The organism is Catenulispora sp. GAS73 (assembly GCF_041262085.1).
Classification (GTDB): domain Bacteria; phylum Actinomycetota; class Actinomycetes; order Streptomycetales; family Catenulisporaceae; genus Catenulispora.
In genome coordinates this window covers 15668-40842 of record NZ_JBGCCM010000022.1, presented here as the reverse complement: position 1 = coordinate 40842, position 25175 = coordinate 15668, and the positions used below count along the sequence as shown (strand labels likewise).

The following is a 25175-nucleotide window of genomic DNA, read 5'->3' as shown; positions in this document are numbered from 1 at the left end:
ATCGCTCGGTGCGGGGGCGCTCAGCGGCCGGGCGTGCGGCCGAGTTCGCGGTCGATGAAGTCCAGGACGGCCGCCGCGTCGGCCGATTCGAGCCGCTCGGCGACGTCCGCCGCGGCGGCGTTCGGGGCCGCCGGGCTCTCGGCGGCGCCCCAGCGTTCGGCCAGGGACCGCAGCCGCCGGGCGAGTTCCGGCGCCGCGTCGTCCGCCGCGCCGAGACCGGCCAGGGCCTGTTCGAGCCCGGACAACGCGGCCAGCGCGGCGGCGGAGGTGTCCTGGCCGGGCGCCGGGGCGGGCGCGAGTTCCGCCGCGATCCGGGCCGCGACGGCTCTCGGATGCGGATGGTCGAACAGCAGCGTCGCGGCCAGCCGCAGCCCCGTCAGGGCATTGAGACGGTTGCGCAGTTCGAGGGCGGTGAGCGAGTCGAAGCCCAGGTCGTTGAACGCCTGGTCGTCGCCGATCGCCGCGCTCGAACCGTAGCCCAGGACCGCCGCCGCCTGCTGACGGACCAGCGGGAGCAGCCGGGCCGCGCGGCCGGCCTCGTCCAGCCCGGCCAGTTGCGCCGCCAGATCCTCCTGCGCCGGGTCGGCCGCCTCGGGTTCGGCGGCGGCGCGCGCGGACCCGCCGCCGACGAGGTCGCGCAGGGGCGCGGGCAGGAGTTCCGGGCTCGCGCCGCGGATCGTGCGCAGGTCGAACCGGATCGGAACGAGGGCTGCGGCAGGTCCCGCGATCGCCGCGTCGAACAGCGCCATGCCCAGCTCCGGAGTGAGCGGCAGCAGGCCGCCGCGGGCGAGCCGCTCCTGATCGGCGTCGGCGAGCCGGCCGGCCATCCCGCCGCCCTCCCACGGTCCCCACGCGAGCGAGACCGCCGGCAGCCCGTGTGCTCGGCGGTGCGCCGCGAGCCCGTCGAGGAAGGCATTGGCCGCCGCGTACGCCGCCTGCCCGGGACTGCCCAGCACACCCGCGGCGGAGGAGTAGAGCACGAAGGCGGCGAGGTCGAGGCCGGCGGTCAGCTCGTGCAGGTTCCAGGCCCCGTCCGCCTTGGCACGGAGCACGTTGTGCAGCCGTTCGGGTGTGAGCTCAGCCAGCAAGCCGTCATCGACGACACCGGCGGCGTGCACGACCGCGGTGAGCGGGTGCTGCACCGGGATCCGGCCCAGGACGGCGGCGAGCGCCGCGCGGTCGGCCACGTCGCAGGACTCGACGACCACCTCCACGCCGCGCGCCGCCAGCCGCTCGACCAGTTGGGCCGTCTCCGGAGCCGCCGTTCCTCGTCGGCCGAGCAGAATCAGCCTGCTGACACCGTGCTCTTCGGCCAGGTGCGCAGCCAGGGCACGGCCCAGAGCTCCGGTCCCGCCGGTCACCAATACGCTGCCTGCGGGGTCGAGGGCGTGCGGGACGGTGAGCAGCAGCTTTCCGATGTGCTTGGCCTGGCTCAGGTGACGCAGCGCCTCAGGGGCCTGACGCACCTCCCAGGCCAGCATCCGCGGCAGGGTGAGCGCGCCCCGGTCGAACAGTGCCAGGACCTCTCGCACCATCTGGGCGATGCGGTCGGGGCCGGCGTCCATGAGGTCGAAGGGGTGGTAGTGGATGTCGGGGTGTTCGGTGGTGAGGTCTGTGGGTTGGCGGATGTCGGTCTTTCCCATTTCGAGGAAGTGGCCGTGGTGGTTGAGGAGGCGGAGGGAGGCGTCGATGTAGTCGCCGGTGAGGGAGTTGAGGACGATGTCGATGCCGTGGTTTTGGGCTGCGGTGCGGAAGGTGTGTTCGAAGTCGAGGTTGCGGGAGGAGGCGATGCGGTGTGGGGGGATGCCTGCGGCGTGCAGGGCCGGCCACTTGCCCGGGCTCGCCGTCGCGAACACCTCCAAGCCGAGGTGGCGGGCCAGCTGCACCGCGGCCGAGCCGACGCCGCCGGCGGCCGCGTGGATCAGCACCGACTGGCCGGGCTGCGGATCGGAGAGGTCGGTCAGGGCGTAGTAGGCGGTGAGGAAGACGATCGGGACGACCGCGGCCTGAGCGAACGTCCAGCCCTCGGGAATCCGCGCGACCAGCCGGTGGTCGGTGACCGCGAGCGGGCCCGCACACCCGGCGAAGATCCCGCAGACCCGGTCGCCCACCGCGATCCCGGTGACCCCGGCGCCGACCTCGACGACGACGCCCGCGCCCTCCGAGCCGAGCAGCGCCTCGCCGGGGTACACGCCGAGCGCGATCAGGGCGTCGCGGAAGTTCAGACCCACGGCGCGCATGCGTACTCTGATGCTCCCGGGCAGCAGGGCGTCGGCTCCGCCCGCGTCGCCGGCACCCTGCGCGACGAGCGCGAGGTGCTCGAACGTGCCCGGCTGGACGGCCTCAAGCCGCCAGTGCTCGGTGTCCGGCGGGGCGCTGAGTGCCGCGCCCGCGCCGCCCGCGCGCTCCCGTCGCTGAAGGCGCGGGGCCAGCAGCGCTCCGTCGCGCACTGCGAGTTGCGGCTCGTCGGCGGCGAGCGCCTCCAGGATCAGGCGGGTGTCGGCACCGGAGCCCTCGTCCAGGTCGAGAAGGACCAGGCGGCCCGGGTGCTCCGACTGCGCGCTCCGGATCAGCCCCCAGATCGGGGCGGCGCTGAGATCGACGGACGCCGGTACGGCACCGGCGGCGACCGCGTTGCGGGTGACGAACACGAGCCGGGAGTCGGCGAAGCGGTCCTGCGCGAGCCACTCCTGGGTGAGTAGCAACGCGCGCTCGGCCTCGTGATGCGCCGCTTGCGCCCCGGCCGGCTCGTGGGGTTGTGCGAGCGCGGGTTCTTCGAAGCCTGCGAACACGAAGTCCGGAATCGGCGCCCCGGCGTCGACGGCGGCGCGCAGCGCGGCCGCACCCGGGTATCGGGCGCTGACGAATCCGAGCTCGGCGAACGCCGAGTCGAGCGCGGCGGCGTCGATCACGGCGCAGACCGGTGGCGCGGCGGGCGCCGGTCGCGTGGGAACGCTGCGCCAGCTGAGTTCGAACATCGCATCGTGGGCGACATCGGCACTCGACCTGCGATGCGGACGCAGCGTCAGCGTCGTGGTGAGGATCGTCTCGCCGTTCACATCGGCGTAAGTGATGTCCGTGGTGTGGGGTTCGGTACCCGGGGTCAGTTGGGCGCGCAGGGTGTCGACGCCGGTGGTGTCCGAGGCGTACAGGTGGGTGTCGGTGAGGGTGTAGGGCACGTAGACGGTGTCGTCGTCCGCAGGTTCGTCGTCGGTGCTCCAGGCGAGTGGGTGTAGGAGGGTGTCGGTGAGGGCCGGGTGGAGAGTGTGGCCGGTCGTAGGTGTTCCGGGTGGGAGGTGGGCTTCGGCGTAGTGGATGCGGGTTTGGGGGTCGGTGGTGTGGCGGGTGAGGTGGGTGAAGGTGGGCCCGTAGTCGTAGCCGCGCTGGTGGAGCTGGTGGTGCAGGGCTTCGGGGTCGTGCGCGGTCGTGTTGTGAGGCGGCCATGGGTCAGTGGTGGCCGGAGGCTCGGGGTGGGTGGTGGTCAGTGTCGCGGTGGCGTTGAGGGTCTGGTGCTCGGGGCTGTCGGGGTGGTGGGTGTGGACGGTGAGGGCGGCGGGTTGACCTGGTGCGTCGGTGTATGTGAGGAGGAGGTTCAGCGGCTGGTCGGTGAGGGTGACGGGGTGGTGCAGGGTGAGCTCGGGGATGTGGTTGTGTCCGTGGGTTTTGGCGATGTGTGCGGCGAGGTCGAGCACCGCGGTGGCGGGAAGCAGGGTGCTGTGATTGATGCGGTGGTCGCCGAGCCACGGGAGGGTGTTCTCGGTGAGTTGGGCGGTGTGCAGGGTGGTGTGGGTTTCGGGTTGGTGGATGGTGGTCGCCAGGAGGGGATGGCTGGCGGGTTGTTGCCCGAGCGGCGCGGGGTCGGGCGTTGGTGTGGGGGCGATGAGCCAGTGCGCGGTGGGTGTGAACGGATAGGTCGGTAGCGGGATATGGGTTGTCGGGGTTGCTGGTAGATGCGCGCGGTGGGTTTGGTGCAGGCGCGCCAGCGCGCGGGTGAGGGTTTCGGCGTCGGGTCCGGTGTGGAGCAGGGTGGGTCCGGCGTTGTTGGCCGTGGCGAGTGCGGTGAGGGTGGTGCGTGGGCCGAGTTCGAGGTAGGTGCCTGTCCCGTTGGTTTTCAGGGCATTGATTCCCGCGGCGAAGTGGACCGGCTGCCGGATGTGGGTGACCCAGTGTTCTGGGTTGGTGAGTTGTTCTGCGGTGGCGATTTCCCCGGTGAGGTTGGTGATGATGGGGATGGTTGGCGGCTGGTAGTTCAGTCCGGCGGCGACCGTACGGAACTGGTCGAGGACTGTGTCGGTGTGTCGGGTGTGGAAGGCGCGATTGACCTTGAGGGTTCTGGTGCGGATGCCGCGGGTGGTCAGCTGTGCGGCGTAGTCGTTGATCGCGGCGGGGTCTCCGGCGAGCACCAGGTGGGTGGGGCTGTTGACGGCGGCGATCTCGATGCCTGGCGGTAGGGCGGTGGTGTCGAGGGTGCCGGGTTCGGTTTCGACGGCGAGCATGGCGCCTTCGGGCATGGTCTGCATGAGGTGCGCGCGGGCCGTGACCAGGGTTGCGGCGTCGGGGAGGTCGAGCACGCCGGCCAGGTGCGCGGCGGTGATCTCGCCGAGGGAGTGGCCGATCAGGTAATCGGGCTGGATGCCGTGTTCACCGAGCAGTGCGGCGAGTGCGATCTGGTGGGCGAACAGGGCGGGTTGGGTGTAGAGGGTGTCGTGGACCAGGTTGGCCTCGGGGGCGTCCGGGCCGGCCAGCAGGATCTTGTCTAGGGGTTCCGGCAGGTGTGGGTTGAGGGCTTGGCAGGCATCTTCCAAGGCGGTGGCGTAGCCGGGGTAGGTGCTGTGAAAAGCGACGGCCATGCCGGGACGCTGGCTGCCTTGGCCGGGTAGCAGCCAGGCCAGGCGTCCGGCTTGGCTGCGTTGGCCGGTGTAGCGGGGGAGTGCTGGGTCGCGGAGTGCGACGGTGAACTGGTCCAGGGTGTGCCCGATAGCTGTGGCGTGGTGGGCGTGCGCCGGACGTGCGGCCAAGGTCGCGGCCACGGCACTGGGCTCCAGGTCGGGGTGGCTGTCGAGGAAGTCGGCGAGGTTGCGTGCCTGACGGGTGAGCGTGTCAGGGCTCTTCGCCGACAGCACCAGGGCGAGCGGCCCGGGACGCGGCGTAGGTGCCGGTATGGCTTCGGTTTCCGGCGTCGGGGGTTCCTGGAGAATCAGGTGTGCGTTGGTGCCGCTGATACCGAACCCGGAGATGGCGGTGGCGCGAGGTTTCCCATCGGTGGCGGGCCAGGGGATGTTCTCGGTCAGCAACCTCAGGGGACTGTCGCTCCAGTCGTGGTGGGGCGTGGGTTCGCTGATGTGCAAAGTTCTCGGGTGGATGTGATGGGTCAGCGCTTGGGCTTGGGTGATGATCGCGGCGATGCCGGCGGCGGCTTGGGTGTGTCCGAGGTTTGATTTGACCGAGCCGAGATACAGGGGCCTGTTCCGGTTGCTGTAGGCGGCATGGAGAGCACCCGCTTCGATGGGGTCGCCCAAGGTGGTTCCGGTGCCGTGGGCTTCGATCGAGTCGATGTCGTCGGGGGTGAGGCCGGCGTTGGTGAGGGCCTGCTGAATGACGCGGGTTTGTGCGGGTCCGTTGGGTGCGGTGAGGCCGTTGCTGGCGCCGTCTTGGTTGATGGCGGAGCCGGGGATGATGGCGTGGATGTGGTGGCCGTGGCGTTGGGCGTCGCTGAGTCGTTCGAGCAGGATCAGCCCTGCGCCTTCGGCCCATCCGGTGCCGTCGGCGTTGGCGGAGAAGGGTTTGCAGCGTCCGTCCGGGGCCAGGCCGCGTTGCCTGCTGAATTCGATGAAGATCGACGGCGTGGCGATGACGGTGGCGCCGCCGGCCAGCGCGAGATCGCACTCGCCCTGCCGGAGTGCCTGTCCGGCCAGGTGCACGGCGACCAGCGAGGACGAGCACGCCGTGTCGATCGTCAACGCAGGACCCTGAAACCCGAACGTATACGCGATGCGACCCGAAGCCAGACTCGAAGTGTTTCCCATCGCGAGATAGCCTTCGACATCCCGCAGCAGTTCGACGTGGTCGCGAGGTGCGTAGTCCTGTGAGATCACACCTGTGTAGACCGCGGTCTTGCTGCCGTGGAGGGTGTCGGGGTTGATGCCGGCGTATTCGAGGGTTTCCCAGGCGATTTCCAGGAGCAGCCGCTGCTGGGGGTCGATGGCCAGTGCTTCGCGGGGGCTGATGCCGAAGAAGTCGGCGTCGAAGGCGTCGGCGTCGTGCAGGAACCCGCCTTCGCGTGCGTAGCTGGTTCCGGGGTGGTCTGGGTCCGGGTGGTAGAGACCCGCCAGATCCCAGCCGCGGTTGCCGGGCAACGGCCCGACCGCGTCCCGGCCCTGGACCACCAGCTCCCACAGCTGCTGCGGCGAGCGCACCCCGCCGGGAAAACGACACCCCATCCCGACCACCGCGATCGGCTCCGAGGCGGACTCCCGCATCACGCGGTTCTGCCGACGCAGGAGTTCGGTCTCCTTGAGGGAGCGGCGAAGCGCCTCGACGAGGCGGGCGTCCTCAGAGTTCGTCGTCTTGTTTCCGTCGCTGCTCATGATCTGTCCGCTTCCCGCTCGACCGTTCACGACCGATCCGCCGCCTTCGCGTCCCCGCCGTCGTCGGATCCGTGCTCGTCGGATCCGTCCTCGTCCTCGCCCGCACCGGCGAACGCGGCGTTGATCAGGTCGTCGACACCCATGTCGTCGACGGACGGCTGTTCCCCGGCTCCCGCGAGCTCGCGCAGCAGGCCGAGGATCCCGGCGGCGCGCAGCCGCTCGGCCGGTATCGCCGCGAGCAGGCTCCGCACCTCTTCGCTGAGCGCCCCGGAGCCGTTTTCGTCCGTGCGCGGAACGCTGTCAGCCTTGTTCGCGCCGACCGCCGTCGCGGCGGCCTGCGGGGCGAGCAGCGGGCGCAGGTACTCGGCCACGGCCGCCGGCGTCGGATGGTCGAACACCAGCGTCGTCGGCAGTCGCAGGCCACTGATCAGGCCGAGCCGGTTGCGCAGCTCGACCGCCGTGAGCGAGTCCAGGCCGAGCTCCTTGAAGGCCCGGTCGCGGTCGACGGCTTCGGTGTCGGCGTGGCCGAGCACCGCGGCGGCCTGTGTGCGCACCAGGTCGGTCAGCAGCCGCTCCTGCTGGTCTTCCGTCAGGCCGCTGAGCTCCCGCACCAGGGCCTGCGGGCCGCCGGCCGGCTCGGCCGCGTCGCCGGTCGCGGCGGCCGTCCGGCGCGTCGGAGGACGCCGGCGCACCAGCGGATCGAACAGCCGCGGAAGGGTGCCGGACGCGGCCCGCCGACGCAGTTCCCGCTCGTCGAGCCGCACCGGTGCGAGCACCGGTTCGCCGAGGGCGAGCGCGAGATCGAACAACGCCAGCCCGTGCGCCGAGGTGAGCGGGCGGATGCCGGCCTTGCGCATCCGCGAGATGTCGGCCTCGGACAGCCCGCCGGTCATCGTGCTGCTCTCGGCCCACAGCCCCCACGCCAGGGAGAGCGTCGGCCGGCCGAGACGCGTCCGGCGGTACTCGGCGAACCGGTCGAGGAACGCGTTGGCCGCCGCGTAGTTCGCCTGCCCCGGGGTGCCGACCATCCCGGCGAACGAGGAGAAGAGCACGAACACGGCCGGGTCCAGGTGCGCGCTCACCTCGTGCAGAGCGAGCGCCGCGTCGGCCTTGGCGTGCAGGACCTTCGCGAGCCGCTCGTCGGTGAGCGAGTCGAGCACGCCGTCGTCCAGGACTCCCGCGGCGTGCACGACCGCGGTCAGCGGCCGGTCCGGCGGGATCTGCCGCAGCGCCTCGGCCAGGGCCGCGCGGTCGGCGGCGTCGCAGGCCGCGGTCGCCACCCGCGCGCCGGCGGCGGTGAGTTCGGCGACGAACTCCGGATCGATCGGCCGGCGGCCGATCAGCAGCAGACTGCGAAGCCCGTGCCGGGCCACCAGGTGCCGGGCGATCAGCCGGCCCAGGGTGCCGCCGGCCCCGGTGACCAGCGCGGTGCCGGCCGGGTCGAGCGGCACCGGCAGGGTCAGCACGACCTTGCCGACGTGCCGCGCCCGGCTCAGGTGGCGCAGCGCCTCGGCCGCCTCGCGCACGTCCCACGCGGTCAGCGGCAGCGGGCGCACCCGGCGGGCCCGGCCGAGCCGGGTGAGCTCGGCCAGGATCTCGCGCACCCGCTCCGGTCCGGGGTCCATCAGGTCGTAGGCGTGATACCCGGTGATGCCGGGGTGTGCGCGCACGACCTCGGCGGCGTCGCGGATGTCGGTCTTGCCCATCTCCAGGAAGCGGCCGCCGGGCCGCAGCAGCCGCAGCGAGGCGTCGGTGAACTCTCCGGACAGCGAGTTGAGTACGAGGTCGACGCCTGCGGCGAAGTGCTGTTCGAACTCCAGCGTGCGCGAGGAGGCGATGTGCCGTTCGTCCAGGCCGAGCCCGCGCAGCGTCTCCTGCTTGGGCGGACTGGCCGTGGCGAACACCTCCAGGCCGAGTTCCGCAGCCAGCTGAAGGGCGGTCAGGCCGACCCCGCCGGTCGCGGCGTGGATCAGCAGCGACTCGCCGGGCTTGGCCCCGGCCAGGTCCACCAGGCCGAGGTAGGCGGTGAGGAAGGCCACCGGCAGCGTGGCCGCCTCGGCGAAGCTCCAGTCCTCGGGGATCGCGGTGAGCAGATCCCGCTCGGTGACGGTGGTCGGTCCGACTCCGCCGGAGAGCAGCCCCATCACCCGGTCCCCGACGCGCAGGTCCTCGACCCCGGGCCCGACTTCGAGCACCACCCCCGCTCCCTCGCCGCCCAGGGCGCGGGTGTCCGTGGTCACCAGGCCGAGGGTGACGATCACGTCGCGGAAGTTCAGGCCGGCGGCCCGCAGCGCGAGGCGCACCTGTCCGGGGCGCAGCGGCGCGTCGGCCTCCGGATACGGCAGCAGCGCGAGCTGGTCGAGCGTGCCCGAGGCGGTGGCGGCCAGCCGCCACGGCCCGCCGTCCGTGCCGGGCGTGAGCACGCCCCGGGAACGCTGATCCGCTTCGAGTCGGTCGAGCCTCGGCACGTACACGGCGTCGCCGCGCACGGCCGCCTCCGGTTCGCCGAGTGCCACAGCGGACGCGATCAATTCCTCGCCGGCCTCGGTGGCGTCCAGATCGAGCAGCACGAAGCGGCCGGGATTCTCGCTCTGCGCGGTGCGGATCAGACCCCTGACGGCCGCACCGGCCACGCGGGCCGGCCCGGTCGGCGGCTCGCCGACGTGCACGGAGACGGCGTTCCTGGTCAGCACGACGAGGCGGGCGCCGTCCAGCCGCGGTTCGGCGAGCCAGGTCTTCGCGTGCGCCAGCGCACGACGTGCCTCCGCGTGCGTCACAGCGGCCGCGTCCGCGCTCTCACCGGATGCCTCGGCCGGCCCGGTGAGTTCGAGCACGACGACGTCCGGCACGGCGGCGCCGTCGTCCACAGCGGCGAGCAGCGCCGGCAGGTCGGGGTACCGCGCGGCGCCGACCGGCCCGGGCGCGCCGCCCAACAGCGCCCACACCCTGCCGACCGCGTCGTTGGCCGTGTCGTTGGCAGGGAACTCGGCCACAGCGGCGGGCCGCCAAGTCGGCACCAACAGCCCGTCATGCTGCCTCGGGCTCGCACCGATCCGGGCTCGCGGCACGGAACGCACCGTCAGTGTCTCCACGAGCAGCACCGGCGCGTCCTGCGCGTCGAAGAGTTCGACGCGCACGGTCTGCGGACCGGTGTGGGTCAGTCGGGCTCGCGCGGCTTTCGCCCCTTCGGCGAAGCACTCCACTCCCTCCCAGGAGAACGGAAGAGACACGGCATCCCGCGTGTCGGCGTGCGTGTCACCAGCCGTCTCCAGCGCCAGCGGGTGCAGTGCCGCGTCGAGCAGTGCCGGATGGAGCAGGAACCCGGCCGGGTCGACTCCGTCCGGCAGCGCGAGGTCGGCCAGCAGCACGCCGTCGTGCCGGTGCAGGCCGCGCAGGCAGCGGAAGGACGGGCCGTACCGGTAGCCCCGTTCGCCGAGTTCCCGATACGCGGTTTCAAGATCGACGGGATCCGCGCCCTGAGGGACCGCGGCTCCGGTCGGGTCGGCCGCCGGCGCGGGATCCGACACGCCCAGCACGCCGGCAGCGTGCCGCGTCCATGCCGTCTCATCGGCCGCCGGAGCGTCGGGATCCTCGTCCTCGGCCCGGCTGTGCACCTCGATCGCCCGCTCGCCGTCGAGTTCCGGGCCGAGCTGCACGCGCAGCAGGACGGCGCCGTCGGCCGGCAGCACGAGCGGCGCCTGGAGCGCGAGCTCCTCGATCCGTCCGCAGCCCGCACGCCCACCCGCGGCGAGAACGAGCTCGACGAAGGCCGCGCCCGGCAGCAGCGTCGTGTCGTCGACCGCGTGGTCCGCCAGCCAGGCCTGATCGGCCAGGGCGAGGCGGCCGGTGAACACGGTGGAGCCGTCCGCGAGGTCGACGCGGCCGCCGAGCAGCCGGTGCCCGCCGTCCGCGAGACCGGCGGCGCGCACGTCAGGGGCCTCGGACGGCGCGTCGATCCAGTATCTGGTCCGGGCGAAGGGATAGGTCGGCAGCGGCACGGTGCGCGCGCCGTCCCCGAAGCAGGACGACCAGTCCACGTCCACACCGCGCTCGGCGAGCCGGCCGGCCGTGGCCAGCACCTGCCGCGGCACGTCCTCGTCCCGCCGCGCCGTGCCGCACACGAAGACGGACGGCTCGTCCTCGAAGGTCTCCTGCAGCCCGAAGGCGAGCACCGGGTGCGGGCTGACCTCCAGGAAGATCTCGTTCCCGGCCGATCGCAGACTCCTGACAGTCTTCTCGAACAGCACGGGGCGGCGCAGGTTGCGGTACCAGTACCCGGCATCCAGCACCGCGTCCGACACCGCTTCGCCGGTCACGGTCGAGTGGAACGCGATCCGCGGCGCGCGCGGCCGGATCGGCGCCAGCGCGGCCGTCAGATCGGCCTCGATCCGCTCCACCTGCGCGGAGTGCGAGGCGTAGTCCACCGCGATCGTGCGCACACGGGCCCCGCCGCGACGCACGGTTTCCAGCACCTCGGTCATCGCCGCGGGCTGTCCGGACAGGACCGTGGTCGCCGGGCCGTTGATCGCCGCGACCTCCACCTTCCCGTCCCACGGGGCGATCAGCGTACGCAGCTCGTCAGCGGGCAGCGGGACCGAGGCCATCATGCCGAGTCCGGACAGCGCCGTGATCGCCTTGCTGCGCAGGGCCACCACGCGCGCCGCGTCCTGGAGATCGAGCGCGCCGGCGACGTAGGCCGCGGCGATCTCGCCCTGCGAATGCCCGACCACCGCGTCCGGCCGGACGCCCAGCGACGACCACAGCGCGGTCAGGCCCGCCATCATCGCGAACAGCGCGGGCTGCACCACGTCGACGCGTTCCAGATCGGCCGCGCCCGGCTCGGCGAAGAGCACATCGGTCAGCGACCAGTCGAGGTACGGCCGCAGCGCCTGGTCGCAGGCCTCGATCTCCTTGGCGAACGCCGGGGACCAGGCGGCCAGCTGCTTGCCCATGCCGATCCACTGGGATCCCTGCCCCGGATAGGCGAACACGATCCCGCCGCCGGCTGCCGGACGCGGCGCCGCCGCGTCCGGGTTCGTCCCGGCGACCAGAGCCTGCAGTTCGGTGAGCAGTTCCCCGCGTTCGCGGGCGACCAGGACCGCCCCTTGCGGGAACCAGGTCCTGCCGGTGGCCAGGGAGTGGCCGAGGTCCGCCGGTTCGAGATCGGGTTCGCCGGTGAGCAGATCGACGAGCCCGGCCGCCTGGGCCCGCAGCGTCACCGAGTCCCGGGCGCCGATCGGTACCGGCACCGGGTACTCCGACGGCGGCGACGGCGGCGACAGCGGCTCCGGCCGGGCTCCGGACGGGACCGGTGCGTCCGGCGCCTCTTCGAGGATCACGTGCGCGTTCGTGCCGCTGATCCCGAAGGAGGACACGGCCGCGCGGGCCGGGCGGCCGAGCCCGTCCAGCGGCACCGGCTCCGTCAGCAGCCTGACGGTCCCGGAACTCCAGTCGACGTTCTCGGTCGGCCGTTCGGCGTGCAGGGTCGGCGGGAGCGTCCGGTGCCGCAGCGCCTCGACCATCTTGATCATCCCGGCGACGCCGGCGGCGGCCTGGGTGTGCCCGAGGTTCGACTTCACCGAGCCGAGCCACAGCGGCCGGTCCGGCGACCGGTGCGCGCCGTAGGCGGCGAGCAGCGCGTTCGCCTCGATCGGGTCGCCCAGCGAGGTCCCGGTGCCGTGCGCCTCGACCGCGTCGACGTCGGCCGGCTCCAGCCCGGCCAGATCGAGGGCGCGGCGGATCACCCGCCGCTGGGCCGGGCCGCTCGGCGCGGTCAGCTGGCTGCTGGTCCCGTCCTGGTTCACCGCGGAGCCGCGCACCAACGCCAGGACCCGGTGGCCGTTGCGGCGGGCGTCGGAGAGCCGTTCGAGCAGCAGCAGCCCGACTCCTTCGGACCAACCGGTGCCGTCGGCCGCCGCGGAGAAGGACTTGCAGCGTCCGTCCGGCGCCAGTCCCCGCTGCCGGCTGAACTCGATGAACAGGGTCGGCGTCGCCATCACGGTGACCCCGCCGGCCAGCGCCAGTGTGCAGTCGCCCGAGCGCAGGGCCTGGCAGGCCTGGTGTACGGCGACCAGTGAGGAGGAGCAGGCCGTGTCTACGGTCACCGCCGGCCCCTCCAGGCCGAAGGTGTAGGCCACCCGCCCGGACGCGACGCTGTAAGCGCTGCCGACGCCGAGGTAGCCCTCGAACTCCTCCGGCATCCGGTGGTAGAGCCTTGATCCGTAGTCGCCGTGCATGACGCCGGTGAACACCCCGGTGCGGCTCTCGCGCAGGGTCGCCGGCGCGATGCCGGCGTCCTCGAACGTCTCCCAGGCGGTCTCCAGCAGCAGCCGGTGCTGCGGGTCGGTGGCCGCGGCTTCGCGCGGCGAGATGCCGAAGAAGCCGGCGTCGAAGTCGGCCGCGCCGTTCAGGAAGCCGCCATGCCGGGTGTAGCTGGTGCCGACGGCGCCGGGATCCGGGTCGTGGAGCCGGTCCAGATCCCAGCCGCGATCGGCGGGGAACGGGCCGATCGCGTCGGTGCCCGAGCTGACCAGGCGCCACAGGTCGGCCGGGGAGTTCACGTCCCCGGGATAGCGGCAGGCCATGCCGATCACCGCGACGGGTTCGCGCGGGGCTTCGCTCAGCCGCCGGTTCTCCTGCCGCAGCCGTTCCTGGTCGAGCAGCGCTGCGCGCAGCGCGGCGGCGAGTTGCTCCGGTGTCGCCATCTTCAGTGCTGCCTTTCGTGGTCGGCGTCGGCGGCGGGGCCGCTGTCGGCAACGGCGGGGGACTCGGCGCCCGCGAGGGCGAGGCTGACGAGCTCGTCGACGTCGGCGGCCTCGATCGCGGCCGCGGCGTCGCCTTGGTGGTCCGGGTCTGGGACTGTGCTCGGATCTGAGCCCGGGACGGCGGCGGCCAGTCGCAGCATTCCGTCGAGCAGGCCGGCCGCGCGCAGGGCCGGGATCGGGATCGCGGCGAGCAGCTGGCGGATCGCGGCGTCGTCTGGCGGTGCCGGGTCCGGTCCGGCCGTGTCCGAGGACCCGGCTGAGGACCTGTTGGAAGATCCGTTTGAGAACCCGGCCGAGCCGCCGTTGAGCTCGCCGGCCAGATAGCGGGCGGCCGAGCGCGGCGTCGGATAGTCGAACAACAACGTCGTCGGCAGCGCCAGGCCGGTCTCGGCGGCGAGCCGGTTGCGGAACTCCAGCGCGTTGAGCGAGTCGAAGCCCGCGTCCATCAGCCCCCGGTCGACCGGCACGGCCGTGATCGAGCCGTGCCCGAGCACCCGGGCGGCCAGCGTCCGGACCAGCCCGCGCAGCAGCTCCTCCCGGGCCAGCGCGTCCAGCCCGGCCAGCCGTCCGCGCAACCGCCGCGCCGCGTCCGGGCCGGAGCCGGCGCGCGCCCGGCCGGGCCGGCGGGCCAGGCCTCGCAGCGGCGGGGCGATCGCGTGGTCCGGCGCCGCGCGCAGCGCCGCGAGGTCGAAGGCCGCCGGGACGAGCGCCGCGTCCGGCGCCGCGAGCGCCGCGTCGAACAGAGCGAGCCCCGCTTCCTCGGACAGCGGCAGCACTCCGGAGGCCGCCAGCCGGGCCGCGCCCGCGCCCGCGTCGAGCCGTCCGGCCATGCCTGTCCGGCTCGCCCACGGACCCCAGGCCAGGGCGAGCGCGGGCAGGCCGAGCGCCCGCCGGTGCTCCGCCAGCGCGTCCAGGAACGCGTTGGCCGCGGCGTAGTTGGCCTGCCCCGCGGTGCCCGCGACGCCGGCGATCGAGGAGAAGAGCACGAAGGCGGACAACGGCAGCTCGGCGGTCAGCTCGTGCAGCGCCCAGGCGGCGTCGGCCTTCGGCCGCAGCACCGCGTGCAGCGCGGCGGCGTCGAGGCCGGCGACGGTGGCGTCGTCCAGGACGCCGGCCAGATGCACCACGGCGGTCAGCGGCCGATCGGCGGGCACCCGGCCGAGCAGCGCGGCCAGCTCGGCCCGGTCCGCGACGTCGCAGGACTCGAAGACCGCGGTCGCCCCGAGCCGGGCCAGATCCGCGGCGAGTTCGGCGGCGCCGGGCGCCTGGTCACCGCGGCGCCCGGCCAGCACCAGGCGGCGCACGCCGTGCCGTTTGGCCAGCCGCAGCGCGACCAGCCGGCCGAGCGCGCCGGTCCCGCCGGTGATCAGTACGCTGCCTTCCGGATCGAACGCGGTGTCGGCGTCGCCGCCGGTGGCCGCGCGCACCAGCCGCGGCACGTACAGACCGTCGGCGCGCAGCACGATCTCCGGCTCCGCGCGGCTGACGGCCTCGGCCGCGGCGCTGCGCAGCAGCTCGGGCCGTGCGCGGAGTGCGGGATCGGGCAGGCCGAGCAGCACGACGCGGCCGGGATGCTCGGTCTGGACGGAGCGGACCAGCCCGCGTACGGCCGCGTCGGCGAGGCCGGCGGGGTCCTTCGGAGCGGCCTGCGGATCACCGGCGACCACGACGAACCGGGTGTTCGGGGCCTGCTCGGCGGCCAGTCGCTCCTGCACCAGGCTCAGGATCCGCTCCGTCTTCGCGTGGGCTGCGGCTGCGGGGTCGGCCGCGAGGTCCGTCACGGCGTCGGGCTGCGTGTCGGCGAAGAGGAATTCGAACTCTGCCTCCGCACCTTCGGCCTGCGGCGATCCGTCGGCCGGCAGCGGCTCCCAGGCGAGTCGATGCAGGGGATACGCCGTCCCGGCACCCGTGCCGGAGTACGGCCGCAACAGCAGGGAGGCGATGCGTCCGACCGGTGCGCCCGCCGGATCGGACAGCGTCACGCGGACCCGGTCCGCCGCCGTCCTCGACAGGTGCACGCGCAGGGTCCGGGGTGGGGTCCGGTCGAAGCTGACGCCGTGCCAGGAGAACGGGACCAGCGTGTCCGGCCGGTGTTCGTCTCCCGGCGCGAGCACCAGCGCGTGCAGCGCGGCGTCGAGCAGGACAGGGTGCAGTGCATAACCTGCGGCGTCCCCGGTGTCGGCGGCCTCCGGCAGTTCCACCTCCGCGTAAACGTCCGCACCGTCGAGCCATGCCGCACGCAGGCCGCTGAAGGCGGGCCCGTAGTCGTATCCGCGCTCGGAAAGCAGCGCGTAGGGGGATTGCGGACCGTCGGTCGGCACGGGGACTGCCTGCGCGGGCGGCCACTGTGCGGGAGCGTCGGTAGCAGGGTCCTGTGTTTCCTCGAAGCCGTCCTCGGGCCCGTCCGCACTCGCGGCCAGGAGCCCGACGGCGTTCCGGACCCACGGCTCGTCGGCCTCGGCGCTGACCGGCCGGGAGTGGACGGTGACCTCGCGCGGCTCGGACCTGTCTGCGGTCTCGGCCGGGCCGGCCACGGAGACCTGGATCTCCACGCCGCCGAGGGCCGGCACCGACAGCGGACTCTCCAGCGTGAGCTCGGTGATCTCCGGCAGCCCGCTGCGATCACCGGCGTGCCGCACCAGTTCGACGAACACGGCGCCCGGCAGCACGACCGTGCCCGCGATGACGTGATCGGCCAGCCAGGGCTGCGCGGCCAGGGAGAGTACGCCGCTGTGGATCGCTCCGCCGTCTCCGGCCGGCCGCACGACCGAGGGCAGGAGCGGATGACGGTCCGCGCGGGAGTCTCCCACCCGGCCGGAGATCGGCCGCACCCAGTAGCCGCGGTGCTGGAACGGATACGTGGGCACCTGCGGGGAGCGGCCGTTTCCGGTGGCCTCGGCGTCGCCGGACGCCGGGCCGTCCCAGTCGACCTCGGCTCCGTGCACGGCTGCGGCGGCGAGCGCCGCGCGCACCGTACGCGCCTCCTGCGCCGGCCGGTTGCGGTGCAGCAATGGGGCGAGGACTTGCGAGTCTGTCTGACGGCGCGCGGCAGCGGACAGGACCCCGGATCCGAGTTCGAGGTAGGTGCCGGCGCCGTTGTTTTGCAGGGTATTGATTCCGTCGGCGAAGTGGACCGGCTGCCGGATGTGGGTGACCCAGTGTTCTGGGTCGGTGAGTTGTTCGGTGGTGGCGATCTCACCGGTGAGGTTGGTGATGATGGGGATGGTCGGCGGCTGGTAGTTCAGTCCTGCGGCGACGGCACGGAACTGGTCGAGGACGGTCTCGGTGTGCTGTGTGTGGAAGGCACGGTTGACGTTCAGGGCTCGGGTGCGGACGCCGTTCTCGGTCAGCAGCGCGGCGTATTCGTTGATCGCGGCGGGGTCTCCGGCCAGCACCAGGTCGGTGGGGCTGTTGACGGCGGCGACTTCGACGTGGTCGGGGAGTGGGGGAAGTTCTTCGGTGCTCAGGTGGGCGGCGAGCATGGCGCCTTCGGGCATGGTCTGCATCAGTCGGGCGCGCGCCGTGACGAGGGTGGCGGCGTCGGGCAAGCTGAGGACGCCGGCCAGGTGCGCGGCGGTGATCTCGCCGAGGGAGTGGCCGATCAGGTAATCGGGGTGGACGTTGAAGGCCTGTAGCAGCCGGGCGAGGGCCACTTGTACTGCGAACAGTGCGGGTTGGGTGTAGAGGGTGTCGTGGATCAGTGCGGCGTCGGCGCTGTCGGGGTCGGCCAGCAGGATCTCGCGCAGGGGGCGTGGCAGGTGCGGGTCGAGGTGGTCGCAGACCTCGTCGAGAGCGCGCGCGAACACCGCTTCGTCGGCATATAGGGCGCGGCCCATGTTCGGGTACTGACTGCCCTGACCCGGAAGCAGGAACACCGTCTTCCCCGGCGCGCTCGACTCGCCGATGACGAGGTCCGGCGAATCGGTTTCGTCGGCGAGCGCGCGCAACGCCGCGACGATCTCGGCGCGCTCGGTGGCCAGGACGACCGCCCGTTGCTCGAAGCGTGCGCGGCCTCGGTGCAAGGTGCGCCCGATGGCTGCGAGATCCGCGTCGGCGTCGGAGTCGAGATACCGCCGCAGGTTCTCGGCGTGTTGGCGCAGGGCCTGAGGGGTCTTCGCGGTGAGGATCCAGGGGACCGGACGCGGTGCGGGTGGTGGCGTGGTTTCTGGTGTGGGGGGTTCTTGCAGGATCAGGTGGGCGTTGGTTCCGCTGATGCCGAAGCTGGAGACGGCGGTGGTGCGGGGTTTGCCGTCGGTGGTGGTCCAGGGGGTGTTCTCGGTCAGCAACCTCAGCGGCGAGTTGTCCCAGTCATGGTGTGGGGTGGGTTCGGTGACGTGCAGGGATTTCGGGTGGACCTGATGGGCCATGGCCTGCGTTTGGGTGATGATGGCGGCGATGCCGGCGGCGGCTTGGGTGTGTCCGAGGTTTGATTTGACTGAGCCGAGATACAGGGGCCGGTTCCGGTTGCTGTAGGCGGCGTGGAGTGCGCCTGCTTCGATGGGGTCGCCGAGGGTGGTGCCGGTGCCGTGGGCCTCGATGGAGTCGACGTCGTCGGGGGTGAGGCCGGCGTTGGTGAGGGCTTGTTGGATGACGCGGGTTTGCGCGGGTCCGTTCGGCGCCGTAAGGCCGTTGCTGGCGCCGTCTTGGTTGATGGCGGAGCCGGGGATGATGGCGTGGATGTGGTGGCCGTGGCGCTGTGCGTCGCTGAGGCGTTCGAGCAGGATCAGCCCGGCGCCTTCGGCCCATCCGGTGCCGTCGGCGTTGGCGGAGAAGGGTTTGCAACGGCCGTCCGGCGCCAGGCCGCGTTGCCTGCTGAACTCGATGAAGAGCGATGGGGTGGCCAGCACAGTGGCGCCCCCGGCCAGCGCGAGATCGCATTCGCCCTGCCGCAGTGCGTGGCTGGCCAGGTGGACGGCGACCAGCGAGGAGGAGCAGGCGGTGTCGACTGTCAACGCAGGACCCTGAAGGCCGAGGGTGTAGGCGATGCGGCCGGACGCGACAGCGATCGCTCGGCCGGTGAGCAGGTAGCCCTCAAGTTCGGGCGACGTCTCGTGCGGCCGCGGCGTGTAGTCCTGCGCGATGACACCGGCGAACACTCCGGTGTTGCTGCCGTGGAGGGTGTCGGGGTTGATGCCGGCGTGTTCGAGGGTTTCCCAGGCGATTTCCAGCAGGAGTCGTTGCTGGGGGTCGATGGCCAGTGCCTCGCGCGGGCTGATGCCGAAGAAGTCGGCGTCGAAGGCGTCGGCGTCGTGCAGGAACCCGCCTTCGCGTGCGTAGCTGGTTCCGGGGTGGTCCGGATCCGGGTGATACAGACTCGCCAGATCCCAGCCCCGGCGCTCCGGGAAGCCCGAGGTCGCGTCCGTGCCGTTGAAGACCAGCCGCCACAGGTCCTCCGGTGAGGCGACACCGCCGGGGAACCGGCAGCCCATGCCGACGATCGCGATCGGCTCCTGTACCGCCGAACTCGTGGTGGTGCTTGGCCTCCGCCGCGCCGCGAGGGGTTTGGCGGCGGACTCGTCGGTGTCCGGACCGCACAGGCGTGTCCACAGCAGGTCGGCCACCGCCGTGGGCGTCGGATGATCGAACACGAGCGTGGTCGGCAGGGTGAGCCCGGCGGCCGCGTTGAGCCGGTTGCGCAGTTCGACCGAGGTGAGCGAGTCGAAGCCGATGTCCTTGAACGGCCGGTCCGTCTCGATCACGTCCGCGGCGGCATGGCCGAGCACGCGCGAGACCTCGCCGAGGACCAGGTCGAGCAGCACGGCGCGCTGGTCCGCCGCGCTCGCCGCGGTGCGCAGCCTGGCCGCCACCGCGCCGCCGCCCGCGCCTCGCGCGCCCGCTGTGGCCGATGCGGCGGACGCGGATGGCCGTCCCCCGGCTCGGGTATGCCGCGCGGCCAGGTCGGAGAGCACCGGGGCGAGGTTCCCGGCAGCCGCCTGCTCGCGCAGCGCGGCCGGATCGATGAGCGCCGGCACGCAGTGGCTCAGCCCGCTTTCCAGCGCGGTGTCGAACAGGCGCAGTGCGCGCTCGGTGGACAGCGCGGGGAATCCGCTGCGGGCCAGGCGGCCGAGATCGGACTCGGACAGCCGCGCCGTGATGCCGCTCGGTTCCGACCACAGCCCCCAGGACAAGCTGGCGCCCGGCAGACCGTCGGCCTGCCGCAGCCGGGCGAGCGCGTCGAGGAACGCGTTGCCCGCCGCGTAGTTCGCCTGCCCGGACGAGCCGACGATCCCGGCGATCGAGGAGAACAGCACGAGCGCCGCCGCGTCCGGGCCTTTCGTGCGCTGATGCAGGTTCCAGGCGGCGTCGATCTTCGCCCGCAGCACCGCGTGCAGCCGGTCGGGCGTCAGCGAGTCGAGTACGCCGTCGTCAGTCAGGCCCGCGCAGTGCACGGCCGCGCCGAGTGGCCGATCAGCCGGAATCGCGGCCAGGAGCGCGTCGAGCGCGCCCGCGTCCGCCACATCGCAGGCCACGAATTCCGCCTGCGCGCCGAGCCCGGCGAGCTCGGCAGCCAGTTCGTCCGCGCCCGCGGCGGCGGCCCCGCGCCGCCCGGCCAGCACGAGGTGCCGCACGCCGTGTTCGGCGACCAGGTGCCGGGCCACGGCGCGGCCCAGAGTTCCGGTGCCGCCGGTGATCAGCACGGTGCGCTGCGGATCCCAGCCGGCGGGCAGGGTCAACGCGAGCTTTCCGATGTGCCTGGCCTGGCTCAGGTGGCGCAGCGCCTCAGGGGCCTGACGCACATCCCAGCACGTCACCGGGAGCGGCCGCAGCCGCCCGGCTTCGAACCACTCGGACAGGTCGGCCAGCATCTGGGCGATGCGGTCGGGGCCGGCGTCCATGAGGTCGAAGGGGTGGTAGTGGATGCCGGGGTGTTCGGTGGTGAGGTCGGTGGGTTGGCGGATGTCGGTTTTTCCCATTTCGAGGAAGTGGCCGTGGTGGTTGAGGAGGCGGAGGGAGGCGTCGATGTAGTCGCCGGTGAGGGAGTTGAGGACGATGTCGATGCCGTCGTGGTTCTCGGTGGTGGTGCGGAAGGTGTGTTCGAAGTCGAGGTTGCGGGAGGAGGCGATGCGCTGTGGGGGGATGCCTGCGGCGTGCAGGGCCGGCCACTTGCCCGGACTCGCCGTCGCGAACACCTCGGCTCCCCACATTTCGGCCAGCTGCACGGCCGCCGAGCCGACGCCGCCGGTGGCCGCGTGGATCAGCACCGACTGGCCCGCGCACAGGCTCGCGAGGTCGGCGAGTCCGTAGTAGGCGGTGAGGAACACCACGGGAACGGCCGCCGCCTGCGGATAGCTCCAGCCGGCGGGCATCGGGGCCACCATCCGGGCATCGGTGACCGCCGTCGGCCCGCCGCCGTCCGGGAACAGGCCCATCACCCGGTCCCCGGCACGCAGCCCGTCCACCCCGGGCCCGGTTTCGAGCACCACGCCCGCGCCCTCGCCGCCGAGCCGGGCCTCGCCCGGGTACATGCCGAGCGCGATCATCACGTCCCGGAAGTTCAGGCCGACCGCGCGGAGCCCGACGCGCACCTGGCCGTGCTCCAGCGGCGCGGCGTAAGCCGGATGCTCGGCCAGGACGAGGTCGTCCAGACTGCCCCGGCGGGTCAGGTCGAGCCGCCAGGGCCGGCCTCCCGGCGGCACCGCCAGCCGGCCGCTGGGTTCGGCGCGGGTCAGCCGGGGCCGGTACCCGGCGCCCGCCCGCAGCGCCGACTGCGGTTCGCCGGAGGCCAGTGCGGCGGCGAGCGCCTCGTCCGAAACGGACCGGGCATCGCTGTCGATCAGTACGAAGCGGTCGCGGTGTTCGGACTGCGCCGCGCGGACCAGCCCCCAGATCGCCGCCCCGGCCGGGTCCGTGATCCGTTCGCCCGGATCGACCGCCACCGCGCCGCGGGTGAGGACGGCCAGCCGGCAGCCCTCCAGCCGTGGCTCGCGCAGCCAGGCCTGGAGCGCCGTGAGCACGGCTGCGGTGCGAGCGTGTGCTGCGGCGGCCGGGTCCACCGGGGAATCCTCGTCCGGTACCGTCGCCATGAGCACGGCGGCGGGTACCGGCTCGTCCTCGTCCAGGGCCCGGCACAGGGCTGCCGGATCGGCGAAGGTGCGTAGGTCCCGGCCGGGCTCCTCCGTGCTCAGTTCGAAAGGACGCCAGGACTCGACATAGAGCGGATCGCTCTGGGCGCTGTTCTCCGGCAGCGCCCGGAGGGCGAGGGACCGTGCGCCGCCGATCACCGATCCGTCGTCGCCGAAGAGCGTCACGGCGTACTCGTCCGGCCCGATGTGCGAAAGCACGACGCGCAGCCGTCGGCCGGCCTCCTGCGGCAGGCTGACGCCCTGCCAGGAGAAGGGAAGCAGCACGCGTCCGCCCTGCTCGTCCAACGCTGCGAGTACCAGCGGGTGCAACGCGGCGTCGAGCAAGGCCGGATGCACGGCGAAGCCCTGGTCGACGGCCTCTGATTCGTCGAGCTCGACCTCGGCGTAGAAATCGGATCCGCTGCGCCACACGTTGCGCAGGCCTTGGAAGACCGGGCCGTAGTGGTACCCGGCGTCGGCGAAGCGTTCGTACACGTCGGTCAGGTCGACGGGCTCCGCGCCGACGGCCGGCCACTGATCGAGCGGGTCGAACAGATCGACGGCCGACGGCCTGGCATCGGCGGCGAGCGTGCCGCTGGCGTGGCGCACCCACGGCTCGTCGTCGCCGACGGAACCGCGCGAGTGGATCACGATGGAACGTGTGCCTTCACCGTCCTCCTCCGCAGCACCGACGGTGATCTGCAGGGTCCGGCTCCCCGGTTCGCTCTCGTCGAGGACGAGAGGACTGGCCAGCACCAGTTCGCCGACCGCGTCGCAGCCGAGCACGCGGGCCGCGTGGGAGGCGGCTTCGAGCAGGGCGGTACCCGGAAGGAGCAGGCGCTCGCCGATCCGGTGCTCGCCGAGCCACGGATGGGCGTGCTGGGAGAGCCTGGCCGTGAACACGGCGCCGCCGTCGGCCAGATCGGTGCGCGCGGCCAGCAGCGGATGCCCGGTTTCCGCGAGCCCCGCCGCGGTCACGTCCGCGTCCGCCGGCGCGTCGAGCCAGTAGCGCCGTCTCTGGAAGGGATAGCCGGGCAGCCCCGCTACGTGCGCGGACGTGGCAGGCGTCGCAGCGGTCCCGGGCTCGGCCAGGGACGCGGACCAGTCGACGTCGGTCCCGTGCCGGTAGAGACCGCCGAGCGCCGCGAGTACGCCGCGGACCTGCGCGGCGTCCGGCAGCCCGCGGCGCAGCAGCGGGAAGCAGGCCGCGGCGTCCTGCCGCTGGCGGACCGCCGCGGCCAACACCGGCGGTCCGAGTTCGACGTACCCGGTGATGCCGAGTTCGACGAGGGTGTTGATTCCGTTGGCGAAGTGGACGGGTCGGCGGATGTGGGTGACCCAGTGTTCTGGGTCGGTGAGTTGTTCGGCGGTGGCGACGTCACCGGTGAGGTTGGTGATGACGGGGATGGCCGGTGGCTGGTAGTTCAGCCCGGCGGCGACGGCGCGGAACTGGTCGAGGACCGTGTCAGTGTGCTGCGTGTGGAAGGCGCGGTTGACGTTGAGCACCCGCGTGCGGACGCCGTTTTCGGCCAGCAGTGCGGCATAGTCGTTGATCGCGGCGGGGTCTCCGGCGAGGACCAGGTCGGTGGGGCTGTTGATGGCGGCGATTTCGACGTGGTCGGGGAGTGGGGGGAGTTGGTCGGTGCTCAGGTGGGCGGCGAGCATGGCGCCTTCGGGCATGGTCTGCATCAGTTGGGCGCGGGCCGTGACGAGGGTTGCGGCGTCGGGGAGGTCGAGCACGCCGGCAAGGTGTGCGGCGGTGATCTCACCGAGCGAGTGGCCGATCAGGTAGTCGGGCTGGATGCCGTGTGCGCTGAGTAGCGCGGTGAGCGCGACTTGGTGGGCAAAGAGTGCGGGTTGGGTGTAAAGCGTGTCGTGGATCAGTGCGGCGTCGGCGCTGTCGGGGTCGGCCAGCAGGATCTCGCGCAGGGGGCGTGGCAGGTGCGGGTCGAGGTGGTCGCAAACCTTGTCGAGAGCGTCCGCGAACACCGGGAACCGGTCCGCGAGCGGACGAGCCATACCAGGGAACTGACTTCCCTGGCCGGGAAGCAGGAAGGCCGTGCCGCCTCGCGTCCGTCGGCGTTCGTCGATCGTGTCGCTGTCGGTCTCTGTCTCGTTCAGCAGAGCCTTGAGTTCTGCTTGGAATCCGTCGCGATCCTGTGCCACGACGACCGCCCGGTGCTCGAACCGCGCTCGTGCGGTGAGCAGGGCGCGAGCGACGGCATCCGGGTCCGTGTCCGGGTTCTGTTCCAGGTAGTGCCGCAGGTTCTCGGCGTGTTGGCGGAGGGCCTGCGGCGTCTTCGCGCTGAGGATCCACGGGACCGGTCGCGGGGCGGATGGTGGCGTGGGTTGTGCTGTAGGCGGTTCTTGCAGGATCAGGTGGGCGTTGGTTCCGCTGATGCCGAAGCCCGAGATGGCGGCGGTGCGAGGTTTGCCGTCGGCGGTGGTCCAGGGGGTGTTCTCGGTCAGCAACCTCAGGGGGCTGTCGTTCCAGTCGTGGTGCGGCGTGGGCTCGGTGACGTGCAAAGTCTTCGGGTGGATGTGGTGGGTGAGTGCCTGGGTCTGGGTGATGATGGCGGCGATGCCGGCGGCGGCTTGGGTGTGTCCGAGGTTTGATTTCACCGAGCCCAGATAGAGCGGCCTGGTGCGGGCGCGGTAGGCGGCTTGCAGGGCTCCTGCTTCGATGGGGTCACCCAACGTGGTTCCCGTGCCATGGGCCTCGACCGAGTCGACGTCGTCGGGGGTGAGCCCGGCGTTGACCAACGCCTGGTGGATCACCCGGGTTTGCGCGGGCCCGTTCGGTGCCGTGAGTTGCCCGCTTTGCCCGTCCTGGTTGATGGCGGAGCCCGGGATGATCGCGTGGATGTGGTGGCCGTGGCGTTGGGCGTCGCTGAGGCGTTCGAGCAGGATCAGCCCCGCGCCTTCGGCCCAACCGGTGCCGTCGGCGGTGGCGGAGAAGGGTTTGCAGCGTCCGTCCGGGGCCAGCCCACGCTGTCGGCTGAACTCGATGAAGACCGAGGGGGTGGCCATCACGGTGGCACCGCCGACGAGTGCGAGATCGCACTCGCCTTGCCGCAGCGCCTGCCCCGCGAGGTGGACCGCGACCAGCGAGGAGGAACACGCGGTGTCGATCGTCAACGCAGGACCCTGAAACCCGAACGTATACGCGACACGGCCGGAGGCGACGCTGCCCGCGCTCCCGCTGACCAGATAGCCCTCGAATCCCTCCGGCGCCTGAGCCCTGGTGTGCAGCCGCGCGCCGTAGTCGTCGTACATCACACCGGCGAAGACGCCCGTGTTGCTGCCGTGCAGGCTGTTCGGATCGATGCCCGCGTCCTCAAGCGCCTCCCACGCGATTTCGAGCAGCAGCCGCTGCTGCGGGTCGATGGCCAGCGCCTCGCGGGGGCTGATGCCGAAGAACGCCGCGTCGAACTCGGCGGCGTCGTACAGGAAGCCGCCCTGGTTCACGTACGACGTGCCGGGATGATCCGGATCGGGGTGGAAGAGCCGGCCCAGATCCCAGCCGCGGTCGGCGGGGAACTCCCCGATCGCGTCCCGGCCCTCGACGACGAGGCGCCACAGGTCCTCCGGGGAGGCGACACCGCCGGGGAACCGGCAGGCCATCCCGATGATCGCCAGCGGTTCGCGCTGCGCCGCGGTCGTCGCGTCCAACTGCCGGCGGGCCTCGCGCAGGTCGGTGGTCGCCCGCTTGAGGTAGGTCCGCAGCTTCTCCTCGTTCACGGTCGCGTCGTTCGAGGTCA

Annotated in this window: 2 protein-coding genes and 1 pseudogene; all 3 read right to left on the bottom strand. The window is 72.4% G+C overall.

The window, feature by feature from the left end; genetic code table 11:
* Positions 1-20: 20 nt before the first annotated feature.
* A complete protein-coding gene (locus tag ABH935_RS30075; protein WP_370381313.1) occupies positions 21-6587 on the bottom strand; it encodes an SDR family NAD(P)-dependent oxidoreductase in 6567 nt (2188 codons plus the stop codon).
* 26 nt (positions 6588-6613) lie between these two features.
* On the bottom strand, positions 6614-13249 hold the full coding sequence (locus ABH935_RS30070; protein ID WP_370381429.1) for an SDR family NAD(P)-dependent oxidoreductase: 6636 nt from the start codon (positions 13247-13249) through the stop codon (positions 6614-6616).
* Positions 13250-13293: 44 nt separating this feature from the next.
* Positions 13294-25152, bottom strand: a pseudogene (locus tag ABH935_RS30065) (SDR family NAD(P)-dependent oxidoreductase); the annotation flags it as partial.
* Between the last annotated feature and the right edge of the window lie 23 nt (positions 25153-25175).